This window comes from Streptomyces sp. NPDC050509 (assembly GCF_044457965.1).
Lineage (GTDB): Bacteria > Actinomycetota > Actinomycetes > Streptomycetales > Streptomycetaceae > Streptomyces.
The window spans coordinates 655,805-676,223 of the sequence record NZ_JBITHL010000004.1 but is presented as its reverse complement, the minus strand read 5'-3'; the positions used below and the strand labels follow the sequence as shown (position 1 = coordinate 676,223).

The window sequence follows — 20,419 nt, the reverse complement described above, 5'->3', positions numbered from 1 at the left end:
CCACCCCGAAAGGCTTCATCGTTCGACTTGCATGTGTTAAGCACGCCGCCAGCGTTCGTCCTGAGCCAGGATCAAACTCTCCGTGAATGTTTACCGGATATCCGGTAGCACCACGAGAGCGGAACCAACCGGTCGGAATAAGACCAGTGGTTCACAGCGTCCTCGCTGTGTTTCTTCAAAGGAACCTCAACCCGCCGAAGAATCGGCAGGTCGGGGTATCAACATATCTGGCGTTGACTTTTGGCACGCTGTTGAGTTCTCAAGGAACGGACGCTTCCTTCGTACTCACCCCTGCGGGCTTTCCTCCGGGCGCTTCCCTTCGGTGCTTCATTTTGTTCTGTACTTCGTTCCTGCGTTTCCGACTCTATCAGACTCTTTCGTGTCCGATTCCCCGTCGGAGCGGGGTTCGCTTTCCAGTTCTTCGCTTTCGCGCTTTCCCTTTCCGGCGGTTCCGACTCTACCAGATCCATTCGGCGTGTTCTGCCTCAAGAATTCCGGTGGCCTTTGGATTGGCCTTTTGTCTTTCGACGGACTCGACTTTAGCAGAAGCAAGCGGCCGAATTTCACCGGCCGGAATCATCTACTTGTCGAATCGAGGAGGGCTCCGCAGGAATCCAATCCCACCGGAAGCCGCGTAGATATTGTTCGGTGGACCTGGAGCTTGTCCAACTCCGAGGCAACCGTTCAAATCTACCTCCCCACTCCGACCGTGTCAACGGCTTTTGTGGGGCGAAGAGGAGACTAACAGGTCGGGTACGCCCCACGCACATCAGGCGGCGACAGGAAGTCGGGCGCTGCGGCCCGCGGCCTCCAGGTCGCCCGTCTCGCCCGCCCGGGCCGCCCTGCCGCCGAGGATGTAGACGTAGGCGAGGAAGGCCAGTTCGGCGACGACCCCTATGGCGATGCGCGCCCAGGTCGGCAGGCCGGACGGGGTGACGAAGCCTTCGATCACGCCCGACACGAAGAGGACCAGGGCCAGGCCGATGGCCATGCCCAGCGCCGCACGGCCTTGTTGGGCCATGGCTGTTCTGCGGCTGTACGGGCCGGGGTCGATCAGGGTCCATCCGAGGCGCAGACCCGTACCGGCGGCGACGAAGACCGCTGTCAGTTCGAGCAGGCCGTGGGGCAGGATCAGGCCGAGGAACGTGTCGAGACGGCCCGCCGAGGACATCAGCCCGATGCCGACTCCCAGGTTGAGGACGTTGACGAAGAGGATCCAGATCACCGGCAGGCAGAGGAAGGCTCCCAGGACGAGGCACATGGCGGCGGCCTGCGCGTTGTTCGTCCAGACCTGTGCCGCGAACGACGCCGCCGGATGGCTGGAGTAGTACGTCTCGTACTCACCGCCCGGACGGGTCATCTGGCGCAGTTCCTCGGGCGCCGCGATCGCCGCCTGCACCTCGGGGTGGACGCCTGTCCACCAGCCGATGACGACCGCGAGGAGAGTGGAGAGGAGCGCGGTCGGGATCCACCAGCGCCGGGCGTGGTAGACGGCGGCGGGGAACCCCGCGGTCAGGAACCGTGCGGCGTCCCGCCAGCCGGCGCGGCGCGTGCCGATGACCGTCGCGCGGGCCCGGGCCACGAGCTGGGTGAGGCGGGTGGTGAGTACGGGATCGGGAGCGCTGGACTGGATCAGCGAGAGATGCGTGGCGGTGCGCTGGTAGAGGGCGACGAGTTCGTCGGCCTCGGCGCCGGTGAGGCGCCGGCCGCGTCCCAGGAGGTGGTCCAGGCGGTCCCACTCGGCGCGGTGGCTGGTCACGAAGACATCGAGGTCCATGGTCGGCTGCTGCTCCAGGCACTGGGTGCGTACGGTCCGTACCGCCGGCGTCGGCACGGCTGGCTGCGGCGCGTTGTGGGCCAGCTTGGCAGACTGGCCTTTCTCCAGGGCGGGGAAGGTCGGCGAAGGGTGGACACCGGTGGATGAGCTTGTAACGGGCGACGCGGTCGTACTGGGGCTGCGTCCGGCGCGGCTGCCGAGCCGTGCGCTGGCGACGGCGATCGATCTCGCGGTGGCGGGGGCGGCCTATCTGACGGTGTCGGTCGGCATCGTGCTGTCGGCCGGTTCGCTGGACGAGGCGGCGGTCGCCGCCCTGGCCGTCGCCTCGTTCCTTCTGGTGCTGGTCGGTGGTCCGATCGCCGTGGAGACCCTCAGCCATGGGCGTTCGCTGGGCAAGATGGCCTGCGGGCTGCGGGTCGTACGGGACGACGGCGGGCCCATACGGTTCCGGCACGCCCTGGTGCGCGGGGCGATGGGCGTGGTGGAGATCCTTTTCTCGGTCGGGGTCGTCGCCTCTGTCGCGTCGCTGGTGTCGGCGCGGGGACGGCGGATCGGGGACGTGTTCGCGGGGACGCTCGTCGTACGGGAAAGGGTGCCGACGCCGTACACGGCTGCCGTGCCGCCGCCTCCGCCGTGGCTCGTGGGGCGCTTCGCGGAGCTGGATCTCTCTGCCGTGCCGGACGATCTGTGGCTCGCGATTCGCCAGTACCTGACGCGGATGGGGCAGCTCGACGCGGGGGTGAGCCGGTCGATGGCCGAGCGTCTCGCGGGTGATCTCGCGGCTCGTACGGGCACCCCGGCGCCCCGGGAGGTGCCCGCGGGTGCGTATCTGGCGGCTGTGGTGAACGAGCGGCAGGCCCGGGACGCGCGGCGCGCCTTCGGCCCCGGCGCGCGTCCGGGGCCGGCTCCTGTCGTCCCGGGGGCCGGGGTCGGTTCTCCTGTGGCACCCCTCCCCCGGCCTGCGGACCTTCCCGCGGGTTCCCCCTCCGCGCCGTCGCCGGTTCCGCCCGCGGGGCCCGCGGCCGGTGCCGGGTCGCCGCCCGTCACGGGGTTCGCCCCGCCCGCGTAGGCAGGGCGCGGGTGCCGGCCTCGGCGTCAGGTCGGCGGTGACGGCGGGGTTTCGAGGTCTTCCAGCTCGATGCCCGGGGCCGAGAGCACCACGTCGCCGGCGATGTGAACGGTGTGCTGTTCACCGGTGTCCAGGGCGCTGACCTGGTACTCGTCCACGATCAGGGGGCCGTTGTCAGTGGCGTGCGCTTCACTGTTCACCAGGGCCCAGGACTGGTCGAGCGTGCGAGGGGCGAGGACCGGGTCCGTGAAGGCCACGAGGCGGACGCGCGTTGTGGGCGCATCAGGGGTGAGACGCAGGAGGCGGGTCGTCGCGACGAGAAATGCGGGGGAGGTTCCGGTGAAGGCGTGGGCGTTGACGTTGCCTTCCGTGGCGTGGGTGCCGGTGGGGTCGGTTCGGACCCAACTGACGCCGTCGAGAGCGGCGCCACGGATCTGCCAGCTCGCCGCGTGGAGTTGAAGACGGATGGGGCGGCCGAGTTCGTCGAGGGCCAGATCGACGGAGCCCGCGTGGTCGCCGGAGGGAGCCGTGATCTGGGAGACGTAGCGCCAGCCGGAGGGGCCGGGCGCGCAGTGGAAGTGTTCGTCACCGAGAGGGGTGTGGTCGTGCGGGTCATGGAGCGAATAACGGCCGCGGGGCATGGAGGCTTTCAGGTCCTTCGCGTACTCGGCGGCTGACAGCACACCGTAGGTCGGCGCTCCGGCGCACACGTCACGCACGGAACAAGCCCCCGACACGGGGGTGCGGGGGCCTGTTCTGTGACGTGCGGGTCCCGGGAGCCGGGGTGTGGATCAGTAGCGGTAGTGGTCCGGCTTGTACGGGCCTTCGACCTCGACACCGATGTACGCGGCCTGCTCCGGGCGGAGGGTCGTGAGCTTCACCCCGAGCGCGTCGAGGTGGAGACGGGCGACCTTCTCGTCCAGGGCCTTGGGGAGCACGTAGACGTCGGTCGGGTACTCCTCCGGCTTGGTGAAGAGCTCGATCTGGGCCAGGGTCTGGTCCGCGAAGGAGTTCGACATCACGAAGGAGGGGTGGCCGGTCGCGTTGCCCAGGTTGAGCAGGCGGCCCTCGGACAGGACGATGAGCGTCTTGCCGTCGGGGAAGGTCCAGGTGTGGACCTGGGGCTTCACCTCGTCCTTGACGATGCCGTCGATCTTCGCGAGGCCGGCCATGTCGATCTCGTTGTCGAAGTGGCCAATGTTGCCGACGATCGCCTGGTGCTTCATCTTGGCCATGTCCGAGGCCATGATGATGTCCTTGTTGCCGGTCGTGGTGACGAAGATGTCGGCGATGGAGACGACGTCGTCCAGCGTCGAGACCTGGTAGCCGTCCATCGCCGCCTGGAGCGCGCAGATCGGGTCGATCTCGGTGATGATCACGCGGGCGCCCTGGCCGCGCAGGGACTCGGCGCAGCCCTTGCCGACGTCGCCGTAGCCGAAGACGACCGCGACCTTGCCGCCGATGAGGACGTCGGTGGCGCGGTTGATGCCGTCGATCAGGGAGTGGCGGCAGCCGTACTTGTTGTCGAACTTGGACTTGGTGACCGCGTCGTTGACGTTGATCGCCGGGAAGAGGAGGGCGCCGTCGCGCTGCATCTCGTACAGGCGGTGGACACCGGTCGTGGTCTCCTCCGTGACGCCACGGATCTCGGACGCCAGCCGGGTCCACTTCTGCGGGTTCTCGGAGAGGGTGCGGTTCAGCAGGCCGAGGATGTAGCCGTACTCCTCGCTGTCCGCCGTCGCCGGGTCGGGGGCCGCGCCGGCCTTCTCGAACTCGACGCCCTTGTGGACCAGGAGGGTGGCGTCACCGCCGTCGTCCAGGATCATGTTCGGGCCGCCGGTGGGCGTGTTGGGCCACGTGAGGGCCTGCTCCGTGCACCACCAGTACTCCTCCAGCGTCTCGCCCTTCCAGGCGAAGACGGGGATGCCCTTGGGGGCGTCCGGGGTGCCCTCGGGGCCGACCGCGATGGCGGCGGCGGCGTGGTCCTGGGTGGAGAAGATGTTGCAGGACGCCCAGCGGACGTCGGCGCCGAGCGCGGTCAGGGTCTCGATGAGGACCGCGGTCTGCACCGTCATGTGCAGGGAGCCGGTGATACGGGCGCCGGCCAGGGGCTGCGTCGCCGCGTACTCCTTGCGGATCGACATCAGGCCGGGCATCTCGTGCTCGGCGAGCGTGATCTCCTTGCGGCCGAACTCGGCGAGCGAGAGGTCGGCGACCTTGAAGTCCTGTCGGTTGGCGACAGTCGTCATAGCGAGCTGCTCCTCGTAAATCGGGTCGAGGGTGGGTACGTACGGCTGACTCTGCGGCGGCGGGCATACGAATGCCCGGGCTACGCGGGGCAGTCCGTCGGAGGCCCTCTCTCCCTCGGCCGGTCCACAGCACGGACCGCCCGACCGCCATCAGCAGCGACGTCTGGCTCTGGTCACGAATCTACACCGATCGGCCCAGTGAGCTACAGCCGAGCCAGGAAGGGAGCGGAACGAGGGACGAGGGGGCCTCCGCCGGGTGGCCACTGCGGACCACCGCGGACCGCTGCGGACCACACGGGTGGGCCGCCGAGGTGGGCCACCGTGGTGGGCTGCCGTGGCGGCCCACCCTGGTGGCTGCCATGGTGGGCCGCCGGTTGTGCTACTCCGGCGCGCCCGGGGTCGTGGGGCCGTCCGTGTCCTTGCCCGGGTTGGTGCCCGCGGCGGCGGCCGAGGCGCTGTAGATGTCCGGCTCCAGGTAGATGACCCGGGCGATCGGGACGGCCTCGCGGATGCGGGACTCGGCCGCGTTGATCGCGGCGGCCACCTCTGCGGCCGTGTCGTCGTGCTCGACCGCGATCTTCGCCGCGACCAGCAGTTCCTCGGGGCCGAGGTGGAGCGTACGCATGTGGATGATGCCGGTCACGACTTCGCCGTCGACGATCGCGTTCTTGATCTTGTCGATGTCCTCCGTGCCCGCGGCCTCGCCGAGCAGCAGGGACTTCGTCTCGGCCGCGAGGACCAGGGCGATCACGATGAGGAGGATGCCGATGCAGAGCGTGCCGATGCCGTCCCAGATGCCGTCGCCGGTCGCCAGGGAGATGCCGACGCCGCCGAGGGCGAGGATCAGACCGATCAGCGCGCCGAAGTCCTCCAGCAGGACCACCGGCAGCTCGGGCGCCTTGGCGCGGCGGATGAAGTTCTTCCAGGAGAGCGAGCCGCGCAGGGCGTTCGACTCCAGGATGGCCGTACGGAAGGAGATCGACTCGGCGATGATCGCGAAGATCAGCACCCCGACCGGCCAGTACCACGCCTCGATCTCGTGCGGGTGCTTGATCTTCTCGTAGCCCTCGTAGATCGCGAACATGCCGCCGACCGAGAACAGCACGATGGAGACGAGGAAGGCGTAGATGTAACGCTCGCGCCCGTAGCCGAAGGGGTGCTCCGGCGTCGCCTCGCGCTTGGCCTTCTTGCCGCCGAGGAGCAGCAGCCCCTGGTTGCCGGAGTCGGCGAGGGAGTGCACGCCCTCCGCGAGCATCGACGAGGACCCGCTGAAGGCGAATGCCACGAACTTGGCTACTGCGATCGCGAGGTTGGCGCCGAGCGCCGCCACGATCGCCTTGGTTCCGCCGGACGCGCTCATGGGTGCGTGGTGTCCCTTCCTTGGTCTGCGGCCCTGGCGCCGCGGTACGGCGGGACATTGTTGCAGCCGCCGGGGCGGTCGGTGGATCAGGCCACGACTGTGGCACGGAACACCGTGCCGGTACCGGACAGTTCGGCCTTTTCGCCTGCCGGGACGAAGACCGCGCCGCCGGGTGTCAGCCCGAGACCGCCCGCCTCGGGGGTGCCCGCCGTGCAGAGCAGGATCTGCGGGGTGGCCGCCGTGAGGTCGCGGGGCGCGGCGCCCGGCGCGAGGGTGAAGCGGGAGAGCCGGAACTCGTCGATGGGCGTGTCGTACAGCTCCTCGCCGGACGCGGACGCCTCGGGGCGCAGGATGTTCGGCTCGGTCGCCTCGAAGCGCACGATGCGGAGGAGTTCGGGGACGTCCACGTGCTTGGGGGTGAGGCCGCAGCGCAGGACGTTGTCCGAGTTGGCCATGATCTCGACGCCGAGGCCGTCGAGGTACGCGTGCGGCACACCGGCGCCGAGGAAGAGCGCCTCGCCCGGCTGGAGTTGTACGTGGTTCAGCAGCATGGCGGCGATGACGCCGGGGTCGCCCGGGTAGTGGCGGGCGATCGACGCGTACGGGGTGTACGCGCCGCCGAGCCGGTCGGCGGCGGCAGCGGCTTCGGTGACCGTGGCGGCCATCTCGTCCGGGTCCGCGCCCAGCACGGCGGTCAGGACCTCGCGCAGCGCGGCCTCTTCGGGGTGGGCGCGCAGGAGGTCCACGTACGGCTTGAGCGCGTCGACGTCGAGCCGTGCGAGGAGGTCGGCCGCCTCTTCCGGGGCACGGAAGCCGCAGAGCCCTTCGAAGGGGGTGAGCGCGCAGATCAGTTCGGGCTTGTGGTTGGCGTCCTTGTAGTTGCGGTGCGGGGCGTCGATCGGGACGCCGCGGCGCTCCTCGTCCGCGTACCCCTGCCGCGCCTGGGCGAGGTCGGGGTGCACCTGGAGGGAGAGCGGCGATCCCGCGGCGAGCAGTTTGAGCAGGAAGGGCAGCCGGGGGCCGAACTTCCGCGTGGTGGCCGGGCCCAGCTCCGCCTCGGGGTCGGCGTCGATGACGTCCGAGAGTGCCTGGTCGCCGTCGTCGTGGCCGCGGTCGAGCCGCGAGGGGGCGCCGGGGTGGGCGCCGAGCCACATCTCGGCCTGCGGCTCGCCCGTGGGAGGGGTGCCGAGCAGGTCGGGGATGGCGGTCGTCGAACCCCAGGCGTAGGGGCGCACGGTGTTGGAGAGGCGGTCCATGGGGTGAGCCTTCTGGTGCGAGGTGGCGGCGCGGTGGCGTGGCGGTGGTGGCTGGGTGGCGGCGCGGTGGTGTGGTGGTGGTGTCGCGGCGCCGAGGGGCGTACGGGTGCGCGGGGCTCGTGCCGTGTGCCACGGGGGACGGCATGCGCGGGGGCGTCGGGTCAGGCGGGGGTGGTGTCCGCGGCGAGCGCCAGGTAGACCGTGGCGAAGTCCGTGACGGCGATCACCTCGGCGAGGGCTTCGATCTCGGTGCCCTCCTCCGGCTCCAGTTCGCTGATGGCCGTGTCGTGGCCGAGCGCCAGTTCGCGCGCGGCGGGGGCGGCGGTCAGGCCGCCGACCGGGCGGTCCCTGAGCAGCACTACCCGGGCGCGCAGCGCCTGGCTCTCCTCGACCCGGTCGCGGAAGAAGTCGTCGGGCTCGGTGCCGCCCGCGAAGTTTCCGGACAGCAGCGCGCCGTGGGCCTGGATCGCCTCGGGCAGCTCGGCGGCGAGGGCGGGGCGGCCGGTCAGCTCGGCCAGTACGGCGGCGAAGCGGCGCCCGGCGGGGGCCGCGGCCGTCCCCTCCGTCCAGATCAGCGGGAGGCTGTCGGCCAGTTCGGCGGCGAGGGTCTTGGCCGGGTTGCTGTAGGTGACGACGGCCGGGCCGCAGCGTTCCGCCGTACGGTCCAGCCGGTCGGCGACGCGTTGGAGGGTCTCCGGCGGCGCGGTGAGCAGCCCGACCCGGTCGAGGAGCGCGAGCAGCGGGACGAGCAGGGCCCAGAGCGCGCCGGGCCCGGTCACGCGGGTGTCCTCCTCGACGGAGTCGGCCCACTCGTTCGGTGCCGTCGCCATGGGTACGAGGAGTCCGTGCGTACCGCCGAGCGACTCGCCCAGCGGGGAGTGTCCCGGCGCGACGGCGACGACCGTACAGCCTCGCCGGTACGCCTGTTCGGCGAGGAGCGCCAGGCCGGGTTCGCTGCCGTCCGTGGTGGCGATCAGCAGCAGGTCCACGGGGCCGGCCCAGCCGGGGAGCGCCCAGCGCAGGGCGCCCGCGGCGGGGGCGACGCCGGTGGGACGGAGCCGGGTCACGGGCGCGGCCCCGTCGGTCAGGGCGGCCACGAGGTCGGCGGCCCCGGTCGCGGCGGCGCCGGAACCGGCGATCAGTACGGCGCGGGGGCGGCCCTCGGGCGCCAGCGCGCCGACCCCGGCCTCGGCGGTGTGCCGCAGGGCGGTACGGACCCGGGCCCCGGCCTCGGCGGCGTCACGGAGCAGACCGCGGTGGTCGGCGCGGGTGAGCGCGTCGGGGGCGTCGAGCAGCGACTCGTCGAGCATGAGGGGTGGGCCTCCGCTGGTGTGGCACGTGAGCAGGGCTGGTACGGGGGGTGCGGGGTACAGGGGTACCGGCGTACAGGGGGTACGGGGGGTACGGGGCGTACTGCCGCGGGCGGTGCGGCCTACGCGGGGCGGCGTGCCTCGTCCACGAGGAGCACCGGGATGTCGTCCCTGACCGGGTACGCCAGGCCGCACTCCTCGCCGGTGCAGACCAGCTCGGGTGTCTCGGCCGCGGTGCGGTCGCTGAGCGGCGCGTGACAGGCCGGGCAGGCCAGGATCTCCAGGAGGCCGGCTTCGAGCGGCATGGGGTGGGTGTCCCTTCGAACAGGTGGATAGACGCTTGTCAGCCTACCGCCGGTGGGCCCCGCGCCCGCCGTCCCCGGGCGGGGGCGGCGGGTGTGTGCGGGGCGGCCACGGGTCAGGCACCGGGGCCGGTACACGGGTCAGGCACCGGGGCCGGTAGGGGTCAGTCCCTGATCAGGGTCAGGGCTTCGTCCCGCAGCTTCGCCATCGTCTCCTCGTCCCGCGCCTCGACGTTCAGGCGCAGCAGCGGTTCCGTGTTGGAGGGGCGGACGTTGAGCCACCAGTGCGCCGACTCCACCGTCAGGCCGTCCAGGTCGTCCAGGGTGACCCCGTCGCGCGGCGCGAACGCCGCGCGGACGGCCGCCATCCGCGCCTTCTGGTCGTCCACCGTGGAGTTGATCTCGCCCGAGCCCGTGTAGCGGTCGTACGAGGACACCAGCTCCGAGAGCGGGCCGTCCTGGCCGCCGAGCGCCGCCAGGACGTGGAGCGCGGCGAGCATGCCCGTGTCCGCGTTCCAGAAGTCGCGGAAGTAGTAGTGCGCGGAGTGCTCGCCGCCGAAGACCGCGCCCGTGGTGGCCATCTCCTGCTTGATGAAGGAGTGGCCGACGCGGGTGCGGACCGGGGTGCCGCCGTTCTCCCTGACGACCTCGGGGACGGACCGGGACGTGATCAGGTTGTGGATGACCGTCGAGCCCGGGTGCTTGGCCAGTTCGCGGGCCGCGACCAGGGCGGTGATCGCGGACGGGGGGACACCCCGGCCGCGTTCGTCCACGACGAAGCAGCGGTCCGCGTCGCCGTCGAAGGCCAGGCCGAGATCGGCGCCCTCGGCGAGGACGCGGGCCTGGAGGTCGACGATGTTCTTCGGGTCCAGGGGGTTGGCCTCGTGGTTCGGGAACGTACCGTCCAACTCGAAGTACAGGGGCACGACATCGAGCGGCAGGCCGGCGAAGACGGTCGGGACCGTGTGGCCGCCCATGCCGTTGCCCGCGTCCACGACGACCTTCAGCGGGCGGATCGCGGAGAGGTCGACCAGGGAGAGGAGATACGCGGCGTAATCGTCCAACGTGTCACGCTGCGTGAGGGTTCCCGTCGCCTCCGTCGCCTCTCCCGTGCCTGCCGTCTCCGCCGCCTCCGCCGTCTCGGGTGTCTCCGCCGTCTCGGGTGTCTCCGCCGTCTCGGGTGTCTCCGGCGTCTCCGGCGTCTCCGGCGTCTCCGGCGTCTCGCGCAGCCAACTCTCCACCAGGGCGCGGATCTCCGCGAGTCCCGTGTCCTGGCCCACCGGCGCCGCGCCCGCGCGGCACATCTTGATGCCGTTGTACCGGGCCGGGTTGTGCGACGCCGTGAACATCGCGCCGGGGACGTTCATGTTCCCGGAAGCGAAGTAGAGCTGGTCAGTGGAGCACAGCCCGATGAGGGTGGCGTCCGCCCCGCGCGCGAGGGCGCCCCGGGCGAAGGCCGCCGCGAGACCGGGCGAGGAGGGCCTCATGTCGTGGCCGACGACGATCGCGCGGGCGTCGGTGACCTCGGCGAAGGCGGCGCCGAAAAGCTCCGCGATCCGGTCGTCGAGCTGGTCCGGGTACACCCCTCGCACGTCGTACGCCTTCACGATCTGCGCCAGACTCTCCACATTCAACGCATTCGCTACATTCGCTGCGTTCGACGCGTTCGCCACATGCGGCACATGCGAAACATCGGCCACGGTCACGCCCTCCAGAGGTTCCTGTCACTGCGGTCGGTTCAGTGCGCTCGGTTCAGTGCGGTAAGTCGGTTCAAACTACCCGGCCGGGTGACACCGTTACGGCAGCATCCATCCCAGTACGGCCGTACTCTGCCCCACCACGATCAGGCACATCACCAGCAGCAGCCCCAGACTCCACGGCAGCACCTTGCGGAGCACGTCCCCCTCCTTACCCGCCAGCCCCACCGCCGCGCACGCGATCGTCAGATTCTGCGGGGAGATCATCTTGCCGAGCACGCCCCCGGAGCTGTTCGCGGCGGCCAGCAGCTCCGGCGCGAGGCCCGACTGGTGCGCCGCCGTCACCTGGAGCGCGCCGAACAGGGCGTTGGCCGAGGTGTCCGAGCCGGAGACCGCGACGCCGAACCAGCCGAGGATCGGTGAGAGGAACGCGAGCCCGGCGCCCGCCGCCGCGACGAAGTGGCCGATGGTGGCCGCCTGTCCGGAAAGGTTCATCACGTACGCGAGGGCCAGCACCGAGGTGACGGTGAGGATCGCGTACCGCAGTTCGTGCACGGTCGCCGTCCACTCGCGCGCCGCGTCCCTCGCGCGTACGCCCAGCACCACGGCCGTGATCAGCCCCGCGAGAAGGACGAGTGTGCCGCCGGTGCCGATGAGGGGCAGCGTGAAGACATTGGCGCCGACCCGCTCCCCGTCCGGGTTCGCGACATCGAGGAAGGGCCAGTCGAAGACCTGGGTCGCCTTGGCCAGCAGCTCCTTGACGGGCGGGATCTGCGCGACGGAGAAGATCACGACGATCAGGGCGTACGGGGCGTAGGCGCGCACCACTTCGGGGCGCGGGTCGTCGTGGTCCAGGTCCTCGCTCCGTACGCCGGTGAGCACCGCGGCGCGTACCGGCTCCGCCGCGGGCCGGCGCGCCGAGGGCACCGCGACCAGCGCCGCGGCACCCGCCAGCGCGGCGGCGATGTCGGCGAGTTGGGCGGAGAGGTAATTGGCGGACGCGAACTGCGCGACGGCGAAGGCGACTCCGCACGCCAGCGCGGGCACCCAGGTCTCGCGCAGCCCGCGCCGGCCGTCGACGAGGCCGATGAGCACCAGCGGGACGACGAGGGCGAGGAGCGGGGTCTGCCGGCCGACCACGGAGGCGACCGTGTCCAGCGGCAATCCGGTGACCTGGGCGAGCGTCACGACCGGGGTGCCCATCGCGCCGAAGGCCACGGGCGCGGTGTTGGCGACGAGCGAGACGACGGCGGCCTTGACCGGGTCGAAGCCGAGCGCCACCAGCATCACCGAGCAGATCGCGACCGGCGCGCCGAACCCCGCGAGCGCTTCGAGGAGCGCGCCGAAGCAGAAGGCGACGACGAGCGCCTGGATGCGGGGATCGTCGGAGAGGCGTCCGAAGGAGCGCCGCAGGATGTCGAAGTGCTGGGTCCTGACCGTCATCCGGTAGACCCAGAGGGCGTTGACGACGATCCACATGATGGGGAAGAGCCCGAAGAGCACGCCCTGCGCGCCGGCCGAGAGGGTCTGGCCGAGGGGCATCGCGAAGGCGAACCACCCGACGAGTACGGCGACGGCGAGGCCGGTGAGCCCGGCGAGGTGGGCTCGCATACGGACGCCACCGAGCAGGATCAGCACGGTGGCGAGGGGCAGCGCGGCGACGAGGGCGGAGAGTGCGAGCGAATCGGCGACAGGTTCCAGTTGCTGTACGAACACGACAGTCCTCCGGAATTCCGCGATACGGAAAGTGATCTCTCACGGGTGGAGGAATGGTCGTGTCCGCGCCAAGCGGAGGTCAATGCCCCGTGCAGGATCCGTAGCGGAAACCCCACGCGTCAGCGGAATCCGGGCCCGTCGTACATCAACAGGATCCGGGCCCGCCCCGCGTCAGCGGAATCCGGGCCCGTCGCGCATCAGCGCGATCCGGGGCCGCCGTGCGTCAACGGGGTCCAGGCAGGGGGGCGGCTCAGGACTCGGGCGAGCGCAGCACCCGCAGATGTCCCCGGCGCCCGACCTCCATGGGATCCGCCCCGCGTGCGCCCTTGCCGCCGCCGTCGGGCGCGCGCTCCGGCGGGCGGGCGGCCTCCCGTACGGCATTGGCCAGCGCTTCGAGATCGTCACCACTCGGCGGCGCGGGGGCCGAGCCGTCCGTCAGCCGGACGACCTCCCAGCCACGCGGCGCGGTCAACCGCGCACTGTGCTCCGCGCACAGGTCGTAGCAGTGAGGCTCGGCGTAGGTGGCGAGCGGGCCGAGGACCGCGGTCGAGTCGGCATAGACGTACGTCAGTGTCGCGACAGCAGGGCGGCCGCACGCGGTGCGCGAACAGCGACGTACAGGGCTCACGATGTTGGACGGTACCGCACTCTTGAGCGGGCTGCGACGACTCGCCACCAGGTCACTCCACCGTGTCGCGGCGTGATATCCCGCACAAGTTGGCCGGAATCAACTGCCCTGACCTGCACGGAAAGAGACGTGACGAGTCGGCGACAGCCCGTAATGCGGTCGCGACTTGGGACAAATCCGTCAAGGAAGGCGTGATCGACGATCATGCGTACGCCGGGAACCGAGCCCAAGCTTGGCCTGAATGTTCAATATGCGACATGGGGTCCGACGGGGTCCGAGCCTCGCTGACGGGGCGCCGTGGAGAGCTACCCTGCGTCAGTGATGGACAGTCCAGTACCGCCCCGTTCGCCCGAGCCACGGCCGCGCCGCCGCGACCGCCACGGCCGCGGGATGCGCGGGCCGGTCGCCCCGCCGCAGGTGCCGCTCTCGATCAGCCGCTCGGAGTCCTTCCGCGATCTCGTACGGGACTCCGTGGACCGGCTGGAGCGCCGCTGGCCGCAGCTCGCCGATGTCGACTTCCTGGTCATGGAGGTGCCCAGCACCCTGGAGGACAGCGTTCCGCTCGGCAGCTCGGCCCCTGCGGGCAAGGACCATCCGGCGCGCATCATCGTCTATCGCCGGCCGGTGGAGCTCCGTACCAAGAACCGCGACGACCGCGCGCTCCTGGTGCACGAGGTCGTCGTGGAGCAGGTCGCGGACCTGCTGGGGCTGGCGCCCGAGTCCGTCGACCCCCGGTACGGCCAGGAGTGACCGGCCGTACCGGGGGCTGAGGGGCTCTTACCGAGGAGCGCTCGCCGGGGGGCGCTTACCGAGGAGCGCTCGCTGAGGGACGCTACTTGCCGTTGTCCAGGATGGACAGGTCTTCCTTGGCCCTCGGTACGGACACGGTCCCCCGGTCGTCCGGCAGCGTCTGCACCGTGAACATCGCGATGCCGTCCTCCGGCAGCGCCAGCGTGCGCGCCGCGTGGACGGGGCCGCCCGACTCCGGCTCGACCGTCAGCGCGTACGCGCCCTTCAGGCCGGCCGGTACCTTCGGGGTGACGGCCAGGGTCGACCGGGCCTTGACGTCGTACGTCTCCACCGTCGCCTCGCCCCCCTCGGTGCCCGGCGAGGACGTGACCTTGACCTTCGCGGCGGCGCCGGGGGCGGTCAGCGAGAGCGTCGAGCCCTTGGCGCGGTTGTCGGCCACGGTCGCGCGCGACACGATGGGGGCGGTCGCCGGGATGAACGCGATCTCCCGCTTCTCGCCCTTGCCCCGCACCACGCGCAGCGCCGCGACCACCGGGGCCGCGCTCCCGGACGGGGTGAGCACCAGCGAGCCCGGCTCGCCCTTGGTGATGTCCCCCAGTTCGAGCGCGGCCGTCATCTGCGACTTGACGTGCAGGCTCTCGTGTCCCGCCGGGGTGATCGTGCCGTCGGGGGTCGCGAGCTGCACCTTCAGGTCGGCGTCGGCGGACCCGGTCGCGAGCGCCACCAGCCGTACGTCCGTCGCGTCCGCCGGGATACCGGGCAGCACCACGCTGCCCGCCGGGGTGCCGGAGGCGGTCAGCCAGTCGCTGCCGCCCGCTTCGTCCGCGGCGCGCACGGCCGCGCCGACCCGGCCCGCGCGGGTGGAGACATGGACGGTCACATTGGGCGCGGCCTCGCTGGTCAGGGTGGAGAGCAGCACCGGGACGCTGGACCGGGCGGGCACCGGAATGCCCTCCCCCGTCTCGGACTTGAGGGCGCCGTCCGGCCCGTACAGCTCGATGTCCGCGATGGCGACGGTGTCGTCGGGGTTGGTGAGGTGGACGTAGTCCTGGCGGGAGCGCTCGGTGCTGGCGCCGGGGAACCAGAAGTCGGTGTCGGGCGCGGTGCAGGTCATTCCGAGCAGTCCGCGCGCGCCGCCCACGCTCACCGTGGTGGTCTGCTGCGTGGTCCAGCCGGGGGCGAAGCGGCCGGTGGCCGTGCCGACGAGCGCGGGCGAGTTGGCGCCGCTCGACTCGGCGGAGACGGGGGTGCCGGGCTCCTTGAGGGTGACGAAGGGCTTCCCGTCCGAGGCGGAGCCCTTAGCCGCGTCGTCCTGCTTCTCCTCCTCCTTCTTGTCGTCCTTGTCGTCGTCGGTACCGCCCGGTTCGGCGAGCGTGACCGTGGACTCCTTGAGTTCGGCGGAGCCGCCCGCGTCGGCGGCGGGCTCGCTGTCCGCGCCGCCCTTCCCCGTGGGCGTGACGGAGGTGTACGTCGTCTCCGCGACGTCCGAGACGCTGGGCGCCGGGCAGAGCTGGCTGGTGCGCTCCACGGGGAGCCGCGCGACGGTGGCCGCGGCCGTGGTTTCCGCGTCCGCCGGGGCGGACAGCGAGGCGAAGCCGGTGACGGCGGCGAGGGCGGTGGCGGCCGCGATGAGGGAGAGAGTCGTACGGTTCACTGGTTGCTGCTCCCGTCGGGGCGCCGGCGCGGGTCGTTCTGGTCGCCGTCGGTGTAGGGCTGCTGTTGGCCGTACCCGTAGGGGTCGTACGGCTGCTGGTCGTACGCCTGCTGCTGGTCGTACGCGCCGGGCTCCGCGTACGGGCCCTGCTGCTGGTACGGGTCACCCTGATAGGGCTGCTGTTGCTGTTGTTGCGGCTGCTGTTGCTGGTACTGCTGCTGGTACGGGTCCTCCGCGTACGGCCCGGCCCGGTACGGGTCCTGGCCCTCGGCCGGAGCCTGGCCTTGCCCGTACGCCGCGTCCGGGTTCACGGTCGCGTTGACATTGACGTTGACGTTGGAGTCCGCGTCCGCGTTGGCGTTGGCGTTGGCGTACGTGGAGCTGTCCCACTCGTCGTACGCCGGCTGCGCGGGCACGGCCCCGTACGCCTGCTGCCGCCCCTCCTCCGCCACCGCCGTCGCCGACCCGGCGACCGCCTCGGCCTCGGTGACTGAAGCGGCTCCGGTGACTCCGGCGGCCTCCTCGGCCTCGGCCGCCGCGCGGAGACGGCGGGCCCTGCGGCCCTCGCCCTCCACCGGCTGCGCCGGGATCTCCACGTCCTCCTCGGGCAGGTCGTCGTCGATCTCGCGGCGCCGCCCCGGCAGGGCGAGCACCAGCAGGAAGAGGGCGAGCGCGCCCTGGGCCCAGACCCACGCGGTGTGGGTGATCGGGTCCTCGTAGGTGAGGTCGAGCCGGCCGCCCTCGGCGGGGAGTTCGAAGCCCTGGGCCCAGCCGTCGACGGTCTTCTTCGTCAGCGCCTCACCGTCGAGCGTGGCCTGCCACCCCTCGGCGGCCCGGTCCGCGATCCGCAGCACGCGCCCGGCGGCGCCCGCCGGGATCTCCGTGTGCGCCTCGACGGGCCCGGATGCGACGGCGAGCGACTCTCCGGCGCCCTTGCCGTCGACGATCGTGGCGCGCGAGATCTGCCGGTCCACGCGCCACAGCGCGCTGCCGTCGAGCTGGCTCAGCCGGGTCAGCCCCGGGGTGGCGTCGAGGGTGCGGCCGGTCTCCGCGGGGGCCCCGCCCCGTACCAGGACGTAACGGATCGCGAAGCCGCTGAGCGTGTCGGTCTGGTCGGCGCCGGAGCCCGCGACGAGGTTCGCGACGACCTTGTCGAGCCGCGCGTCGCCGCCGCCCGCCACGGTCAGCTCGGCGTCGCCGAGCCGCCCGCCCGAACCGCGGACCAGGGAGTACGAGACGTCGGCGGGCGAGGTGCCGCCGAGGACCAGGGTGCGGGGCTGGTCACGGGTGACGCTCTCCTCCGCGACGAACGCCGGCACCTGGACCGGGTCGCGGCGCTCCAGCGGCCCCGCGGCGCCGCTGAACATCCAGCCGACGGCGGCGATCAGCGGGGCGAGTCCGGCGGCGGCGGCGATGAGCACGGCGACGGGCTGGCGCCAGCCGAAGCTCTCGGCGGCGACCCTGATCCGCGCGCCGTCCGCGCCGAGGATGGCCGCCGCGATCATCGCGAGGCCGTACACGAGGGTGGCGGGCCCGGCCCAGCCGGAGTTGTTGGACAGCACGGCGAAGACCAGCGCGACCAGCCCGGCCAGCCACGCCGAGCGGATCGCGAACTGCCGCTCGGCACGCAGCAGCGCCGCCAGCGCGGCCAGCACGATCCCGGCCATCAGGACGCCGCCGACGGCCTTGGGGCCGCCGGGGCTCATCCCGAGCAGGTCGATCGGGGAGGCCGTCCCCGTACCGAATTCCAGGCCGGCCTCGCGGAAGAGCGCGGAGGGGTCGGTGAGCAGCGAGAACGACCAGGGCGCGAGGAGCAGGACGGGTGTGCCGAGCCCGGCGAGGACGCGCGGTCCGTATCCGGCGAGGTCACGGCGGCGCAACACCAGCACGCCGAGGGCGAGTACCAGCGCGAGCGGCCAGACGATGGGCGTGAAGGCCATCGTGAAGGTGAGCAGGAAGGCGTACGCCCAGGTGGCGCGCCAGCTTCCGCGCGCCTGCGGGTCGCCGCCGCCGCGCATCGCGTACGCGGAGACGGCGGCGCGGGCGAGCAGCGGCAGCAGGACGGCGAGGACGGCCGTGCCGAGCCGGCCGGTGGCCAGCGCGCCGGTCGCTGCGGGCAGGAAGGCGTACGCGACGCTCGCCCAGGCGCGCAGCAGCCGGGACGGGACGAGCGAGCGGGAGGCGAAGTAGGCGGTGACCCCGGCGAGCGGCACGGAGCAGACCAGGAGCACGGTCAGCGCGAGGCCGGTGGAGCCGAGGAAGAGGACCGACAGGGCGGCCAGTACGGCGAGGTAGGGCGGCGCGGTCTCGGTGACGCCCGTACCGACGGGGTGCCAGCCGTCGGCGTACCGGGACCAGAGGTCGGAGATGTCGGCGGGCGCGGGCAGCAGGGCGCCGCCGGCGAGCGCGCCGCCGCCGAGGAGGCCGCGGCAGGCGACGAGCGAGACGAGGAGGAGGATCGCGAAGAGTACGGGTCCCGGCTTGTGCGCGAGCTTCTTCAGCCGGGCGAACTGCTCGATCTCCATGTAGTCGGCGTCGTCGCCGCCCGGGCCCGACTCGACGGCGCCGTGGCGTGAGCCGCCGGTGTCGGAGTCGGAGTCGCCGCCGAGGCTGGTGGCGATCTGTTCGACGGTGGCGCGGACGGTCGCGCCGGCGGGCGGGAAGAGGGGGCGCAGTTCGGCCGCCTCGACGACGCCCTTGCCGCGTTCCTTGCGGGCGCTGATGATCCGTCCGGGCCGCAGCAGGGTGCCGAGGAGCCCGGTGACCTCGTCGACGGCCTGGCCCGGTGCCTTGCCCACCAGATAGGCGAGGGTGCGCAGGAGGGTGCCGAGGACGAGCCGGAAGAGTACGTAGGGGAGGACGGCGGCCCGCGCGTTGACGAGCATGGTGTAGACGGCGCCGGCCTTGTCGACGCGGTGCGGGTTGACGACGGAGCGGCCCGCGCAGTCGACGGTACGGCGCTCGCGCGCGGACGCCTCGGCGTGCCGCAGGACGGCGTCGGGGGCGACGAGGACCCGGTGTCCGGCGGCGTGCGCGCGCCAGCACAGGTCGACGTCGTCGCGCATGAGCGGAAGTCTGCGGTCGAAGCCGCCGAGTTCGTCCCAGACGTCGCGGCGGATGAGCATGCCGGCGGAGGAGACGGACAGGACGGTACGGACCTGGTCGTGCTGGCCCTGGTCCTGTTCGCGGCGGTCGAGCCCGGTCCAGCGGCGTCCGCTGTTGGCGATGGTGACGCCGACTTCGAGGAGCTGCTTGCGGTCGTACCAGCCGCGGAGTTTGGGGCCGACGACGGCGGCGTACTCGTCGGAGTCGGCGACGCGCAGGAGTTCGGCGAGCGCGTCGGGGGCGGGCGCGCAGTCGTCGTGGAGGAGCCAGAGCCACTGCACCGGTTCGCCGTGCGGCAGTTCGGGCAGGTCGTAGTTCTCGTCGCGCCAGGTCCTGGTGACCGGGTCCCAGCCGCCGGGCCGCTTCAGATAGGGCAGATCGTCGGGGGTGAGCACCCCGGCCGTCGTGGCGGCCTCCTCCACGGCGGTGCCGAAGCCGGAGCGGCGCGCGAGATGCAGCACCCGCTCGTCGCCGAGCGCCTCCGTGAGCAGCCGGGCCGAGTCGTCGGCGCTGCCGGTGTCGGCTGCCATGACGTTCTGTACGGGGCGTTCCTGGCCGAGGAGGCCCGCGAGGGCGTCGGGCAGCCAGCGCGCGCCGTCGTGGGCGACGAGCACCGCGGTGACGACGTGCCGCGGGAACTCGGGGGCGCTGGTGGTGGCGGGAACGAACGCGGCGGTGGTGGGGGACATTGAGGTGGCGGGCCCTCCGGCCGGGGGTCGCCCCGTAGGGGCGTGGGAGCGTCTCGGACGGGGCCCCACACTAACGGTAGGAATACGCGCCGGGCGCCCGGCGCTCGATGTGCCCGGCGGAGCACCTGACGCTCCGCCGGGTCCCGGGGCCGGAGCGCGCGGGGGTACGGACGGGCGCGGGGGCGCGGAAAGGCGCGCGGGCATGCGAGGGCGCGGCGGCGCGAACCGGGGAAGGGCGGGCCGGGAAACACAACGGTCCGCCGTCTGCGGGGAGGTGCAGACTGCGGACCGTGCCATATACGTAAGGGAACGTGCGGTCGTCTTCCTCGGTGGCGGCCCGTGGCCCGCCGGACGACGTTCAGATGGCGGCCTTCTTCAGACGGCGCCGCTCGCGCTCGGACAACCCGCCCCAGATACCGAATCTCTCGTCGTTGGCGAGGGCGTACTCAAGGCATTCCGAACGGACTTCACAGGCGAGGCAGACCTTCTTGGCCTCGCGGGTGGAACCGCCCTTCTCGGGGAAGAAGGACTCGGGATCGGTCTGGGCGCACAAGGCGCGCTCCTGCCAGCCGAGTTCCTCTTCCGCGTCCTCGACCAGCAGTTGCTGGAACAGCTCGGTCATGTGCGCCCCTCGTCTGTCTTTTGCGTCCCCGTGGGTATGGCCGCTGTCGAGTTCGGCCGAACGACACGAGTGAAATTACAAGTGTGTGCTCCGGTCCGGTCAAGCCGAGATCTGCTATTGGGCCCGGTATTCACTCTGCGGAACCAAGGCTATGCGGAAAGTGTTCAAATCACCAAAAACCTGACACATGCCACTGGCCTGCCCGCATCACCGCATCCACCACCTCCGACCCCCT

At 71.7% G+C, this 20,419-nt stretch carries 15 protein-coding genes and 1 rRNA gene; 2 read left to right on the top strand and 14 right to left on the bottom strand.

The genetic code is table 11. The annotated features are described in order from the left end of the window. Positions 1-87: ribosomal RNA gene (locus ACIBJC_RS15535) — 16S ribosomal RNA — on the bottom strand; the annotation flags it as partial. Between the two features lie 682 nt (positions 88-769). Next, on the bottom strand, positions 770-1,777 hold the full coding sequence (locus ACIBJC_RS15530) for a stage II sporulation protein M (protein WP_399292379.1): 1,008 nt from the start codon (positions 1,775-1,777) through the stop codon (positions 770-772). 139 nt (positions 1,778-1,916) lie between these two features. Between ACIBJC_RS15530 and ACIBJC_RS15525 the strand changes: the two genes are divergently transcribed. Further along, positions 1,917-2,846: an RDD family protein gene (locus tag ACIBJC_RS15525; protein ID WP_399292303.1), complete on the top strand. Its 930-nt coding sequence runs from the start codon at positions 1,917-1,919 to the stop codon at positions 2,844-2,846. 26 nt (positions 2,847-2,872) lie between these two features. Here ACIBJC_RS15525 and ACIBJC_RS15520 read toward each other — a convergent pair whose 3' ends face one another. The 9 genes from ACIBJC_RS15520 to ACIBJC_RS15480 form a co-directional block, all read right to left on the bottom strand. Then, positions 2,873-3,487 carry a hypothetical protein gene (locus ACIBJC_RS15520; protein WP_399292377.1) on the bottom strand — a complete coding sequence of 205 codons (615 nt, stop codon included), beginning with the start codon at positions 3,485-3,487 and terminating at the stop codon, positions 2,873-2,875. A gap of 150 nt (positions 3,488-3,637) precedes the next feature. Further along, entirely contained in the window at positions 3,638-5,095 is a 1,458-nt protein-coding gene (ahcY, locus tag ACIBJC_RS15515; protein WP_399292301.1) for an adenosylhomocysteinase, read from the bottom strand. 379 nt (positions 5,096-5,474) lie between these two features. Next, the gene (locus tag ACIBJC_RS15510) at positions 5,475-6,455 is read right to left on the bottom strand and encodes a cation diffusion facilitator family transporter (RefSeq protein ID WP_399292299.1); all 981 of its coding nucleotides are present in this window, start codon (positions 6,453-6,455) and stop codon (positions 5,475-5,477) included. An 86-nt stretch (positions 6,456-6,541) separates the two neighbouring features. Further along, positions 6,542-7,711 (bottom strand): mannose-6-phosphate isomerase, class I, encoded by a 1,170-nt coding sequence (gene manA / locus ACIBJC_RS15505; protein WP_399292297.1) that lies wholly within the window; start codon positions 7,709-7,711, stop codon positions 6,542-6,544. Between the two features lie 161 nt (positions 7,712-7,872). After that, positions 7,873-9,021, bottom strand: coding sequence for an SIS domain-containing protein (locus ACIBJC_RS15500; RefSeq protein ID WP_399292295.1), 1,149 nt, complete (start codon positions 9,019-9,021; stop codon positions 7,873-7,875). 122 nt (positions 9,022-9,143) lie between these two features. After that, on the bottom strand, positions 9,144-9,326 hold the full coding sequence (locus tag ACIBJC_RS15495; protein WP_399292293.1) for a Trm112 family protein: 183 nt from the start codon (positions 9,324-9,326) through the stop codon (positions 9,144-9,146). Positions 9,327-9,487: 161 nt separating this feature from the next. Then, positions 9,488-10,951, bottom strand: coding sequence for a phosphomannomutase/phosphoglucomutase (locus tag ACIBJC_RS15490; RefSeq protein WP_399292375.1), 1,464 nt, complete (start codon positions 10,949-10,951; stop codon positions 9,488-9,490). Positions 10,952-11,119: 168 nt separating this feature from the next. Then, on the bottom strand, positions 11,120-12,736 hold the full coding sequence (locus tag ACIBJC_RS15485) for an L-lactate permease (RefSeq protein ID WP_399292291.1): 1,617 nt from the start codon (positions 12,734-12,736) through the stop codon (positions 11,120-11,122). Positions 12,737-12,986: 250 nt separating this feature from the next. Next, positions 12,987-13,412 carry a DUF3499 domain-containing protein gene (locus tag ACIBJC_RS15480; protein WP_329823534.1) on the bottom strand — a complete coding sequence of 142 codons (426 nt, stop codon included), beginning with the start codon at positions 13,410-13,412 and terminating at the stop codon, positions 12,987-12,989. Positions 13,413-13,685: 273 nt separating this feature from the next. On the opposite strand from ACIBJC_RS15480, the gene ACIBJC_RS15475 reads away from it, so the two are divergent. Further along, the gene (locus ACIBJC_RS15475) at positions 13,686-14,114 is read left to right on the top strand and encodes a metallopeptidase family protein (protein WP_329823571.1); all 429 of its coding nucleotides are present in this window, start codon (positions 13,686-13,688) and stop codon (positions 14,112-14,114) included. A gap of 82 nt (positions 14,115-14,196) precedes the next feature. On the opposite strand, the gene ACIBJC_RS15470 is transcribed toward ACIBJC_RS15475, so the two are convergent. The 3 genes from ACIBJC_RS15470 to ACIBJC_RS15460 form a co-directional block, all read right to left on the bottom strand. Continuing rightward, positions 14,197-15,768, bottom strand: a complete 1,572-nt coding sequence (locus ACIBJC_RS15470) for a DUF5719 family protein (protein WP_399292288.1) — start codon at positions 15,766-15,768, stop codon at positions 14,197-14,199. After that, positions 15,765-19,562: a glycosyltransferase family 2 protein gene (locus ACIBJC_RS15465; RefSeq protein ID WP_399292286.1), complete on the bottom strand. Its 3,798-nt coding sequence runs from the start codon at positions 19,560-19,562 to the stop codon at positions 15,765-15,767. Before ACIBJC_RS15465 ends, ACIBJC_RS15470 begins: the two co-directional genes overlap by 4 nt. Before the next feature lie 358 nt (positions 19,563-19,920). After that, positions 19,921-20,184, bottom strand: coding sequence for a WhiB family transcriptional regulator (locus ACIBJC_RS15460; protein ID WP_030742398.1), 264 nt, complete (start codon positions 20,182-20,184; stop codon positions 19,921-19,923). Positions 20,185-20,419 lie beyond the last annotated feature (235 nt).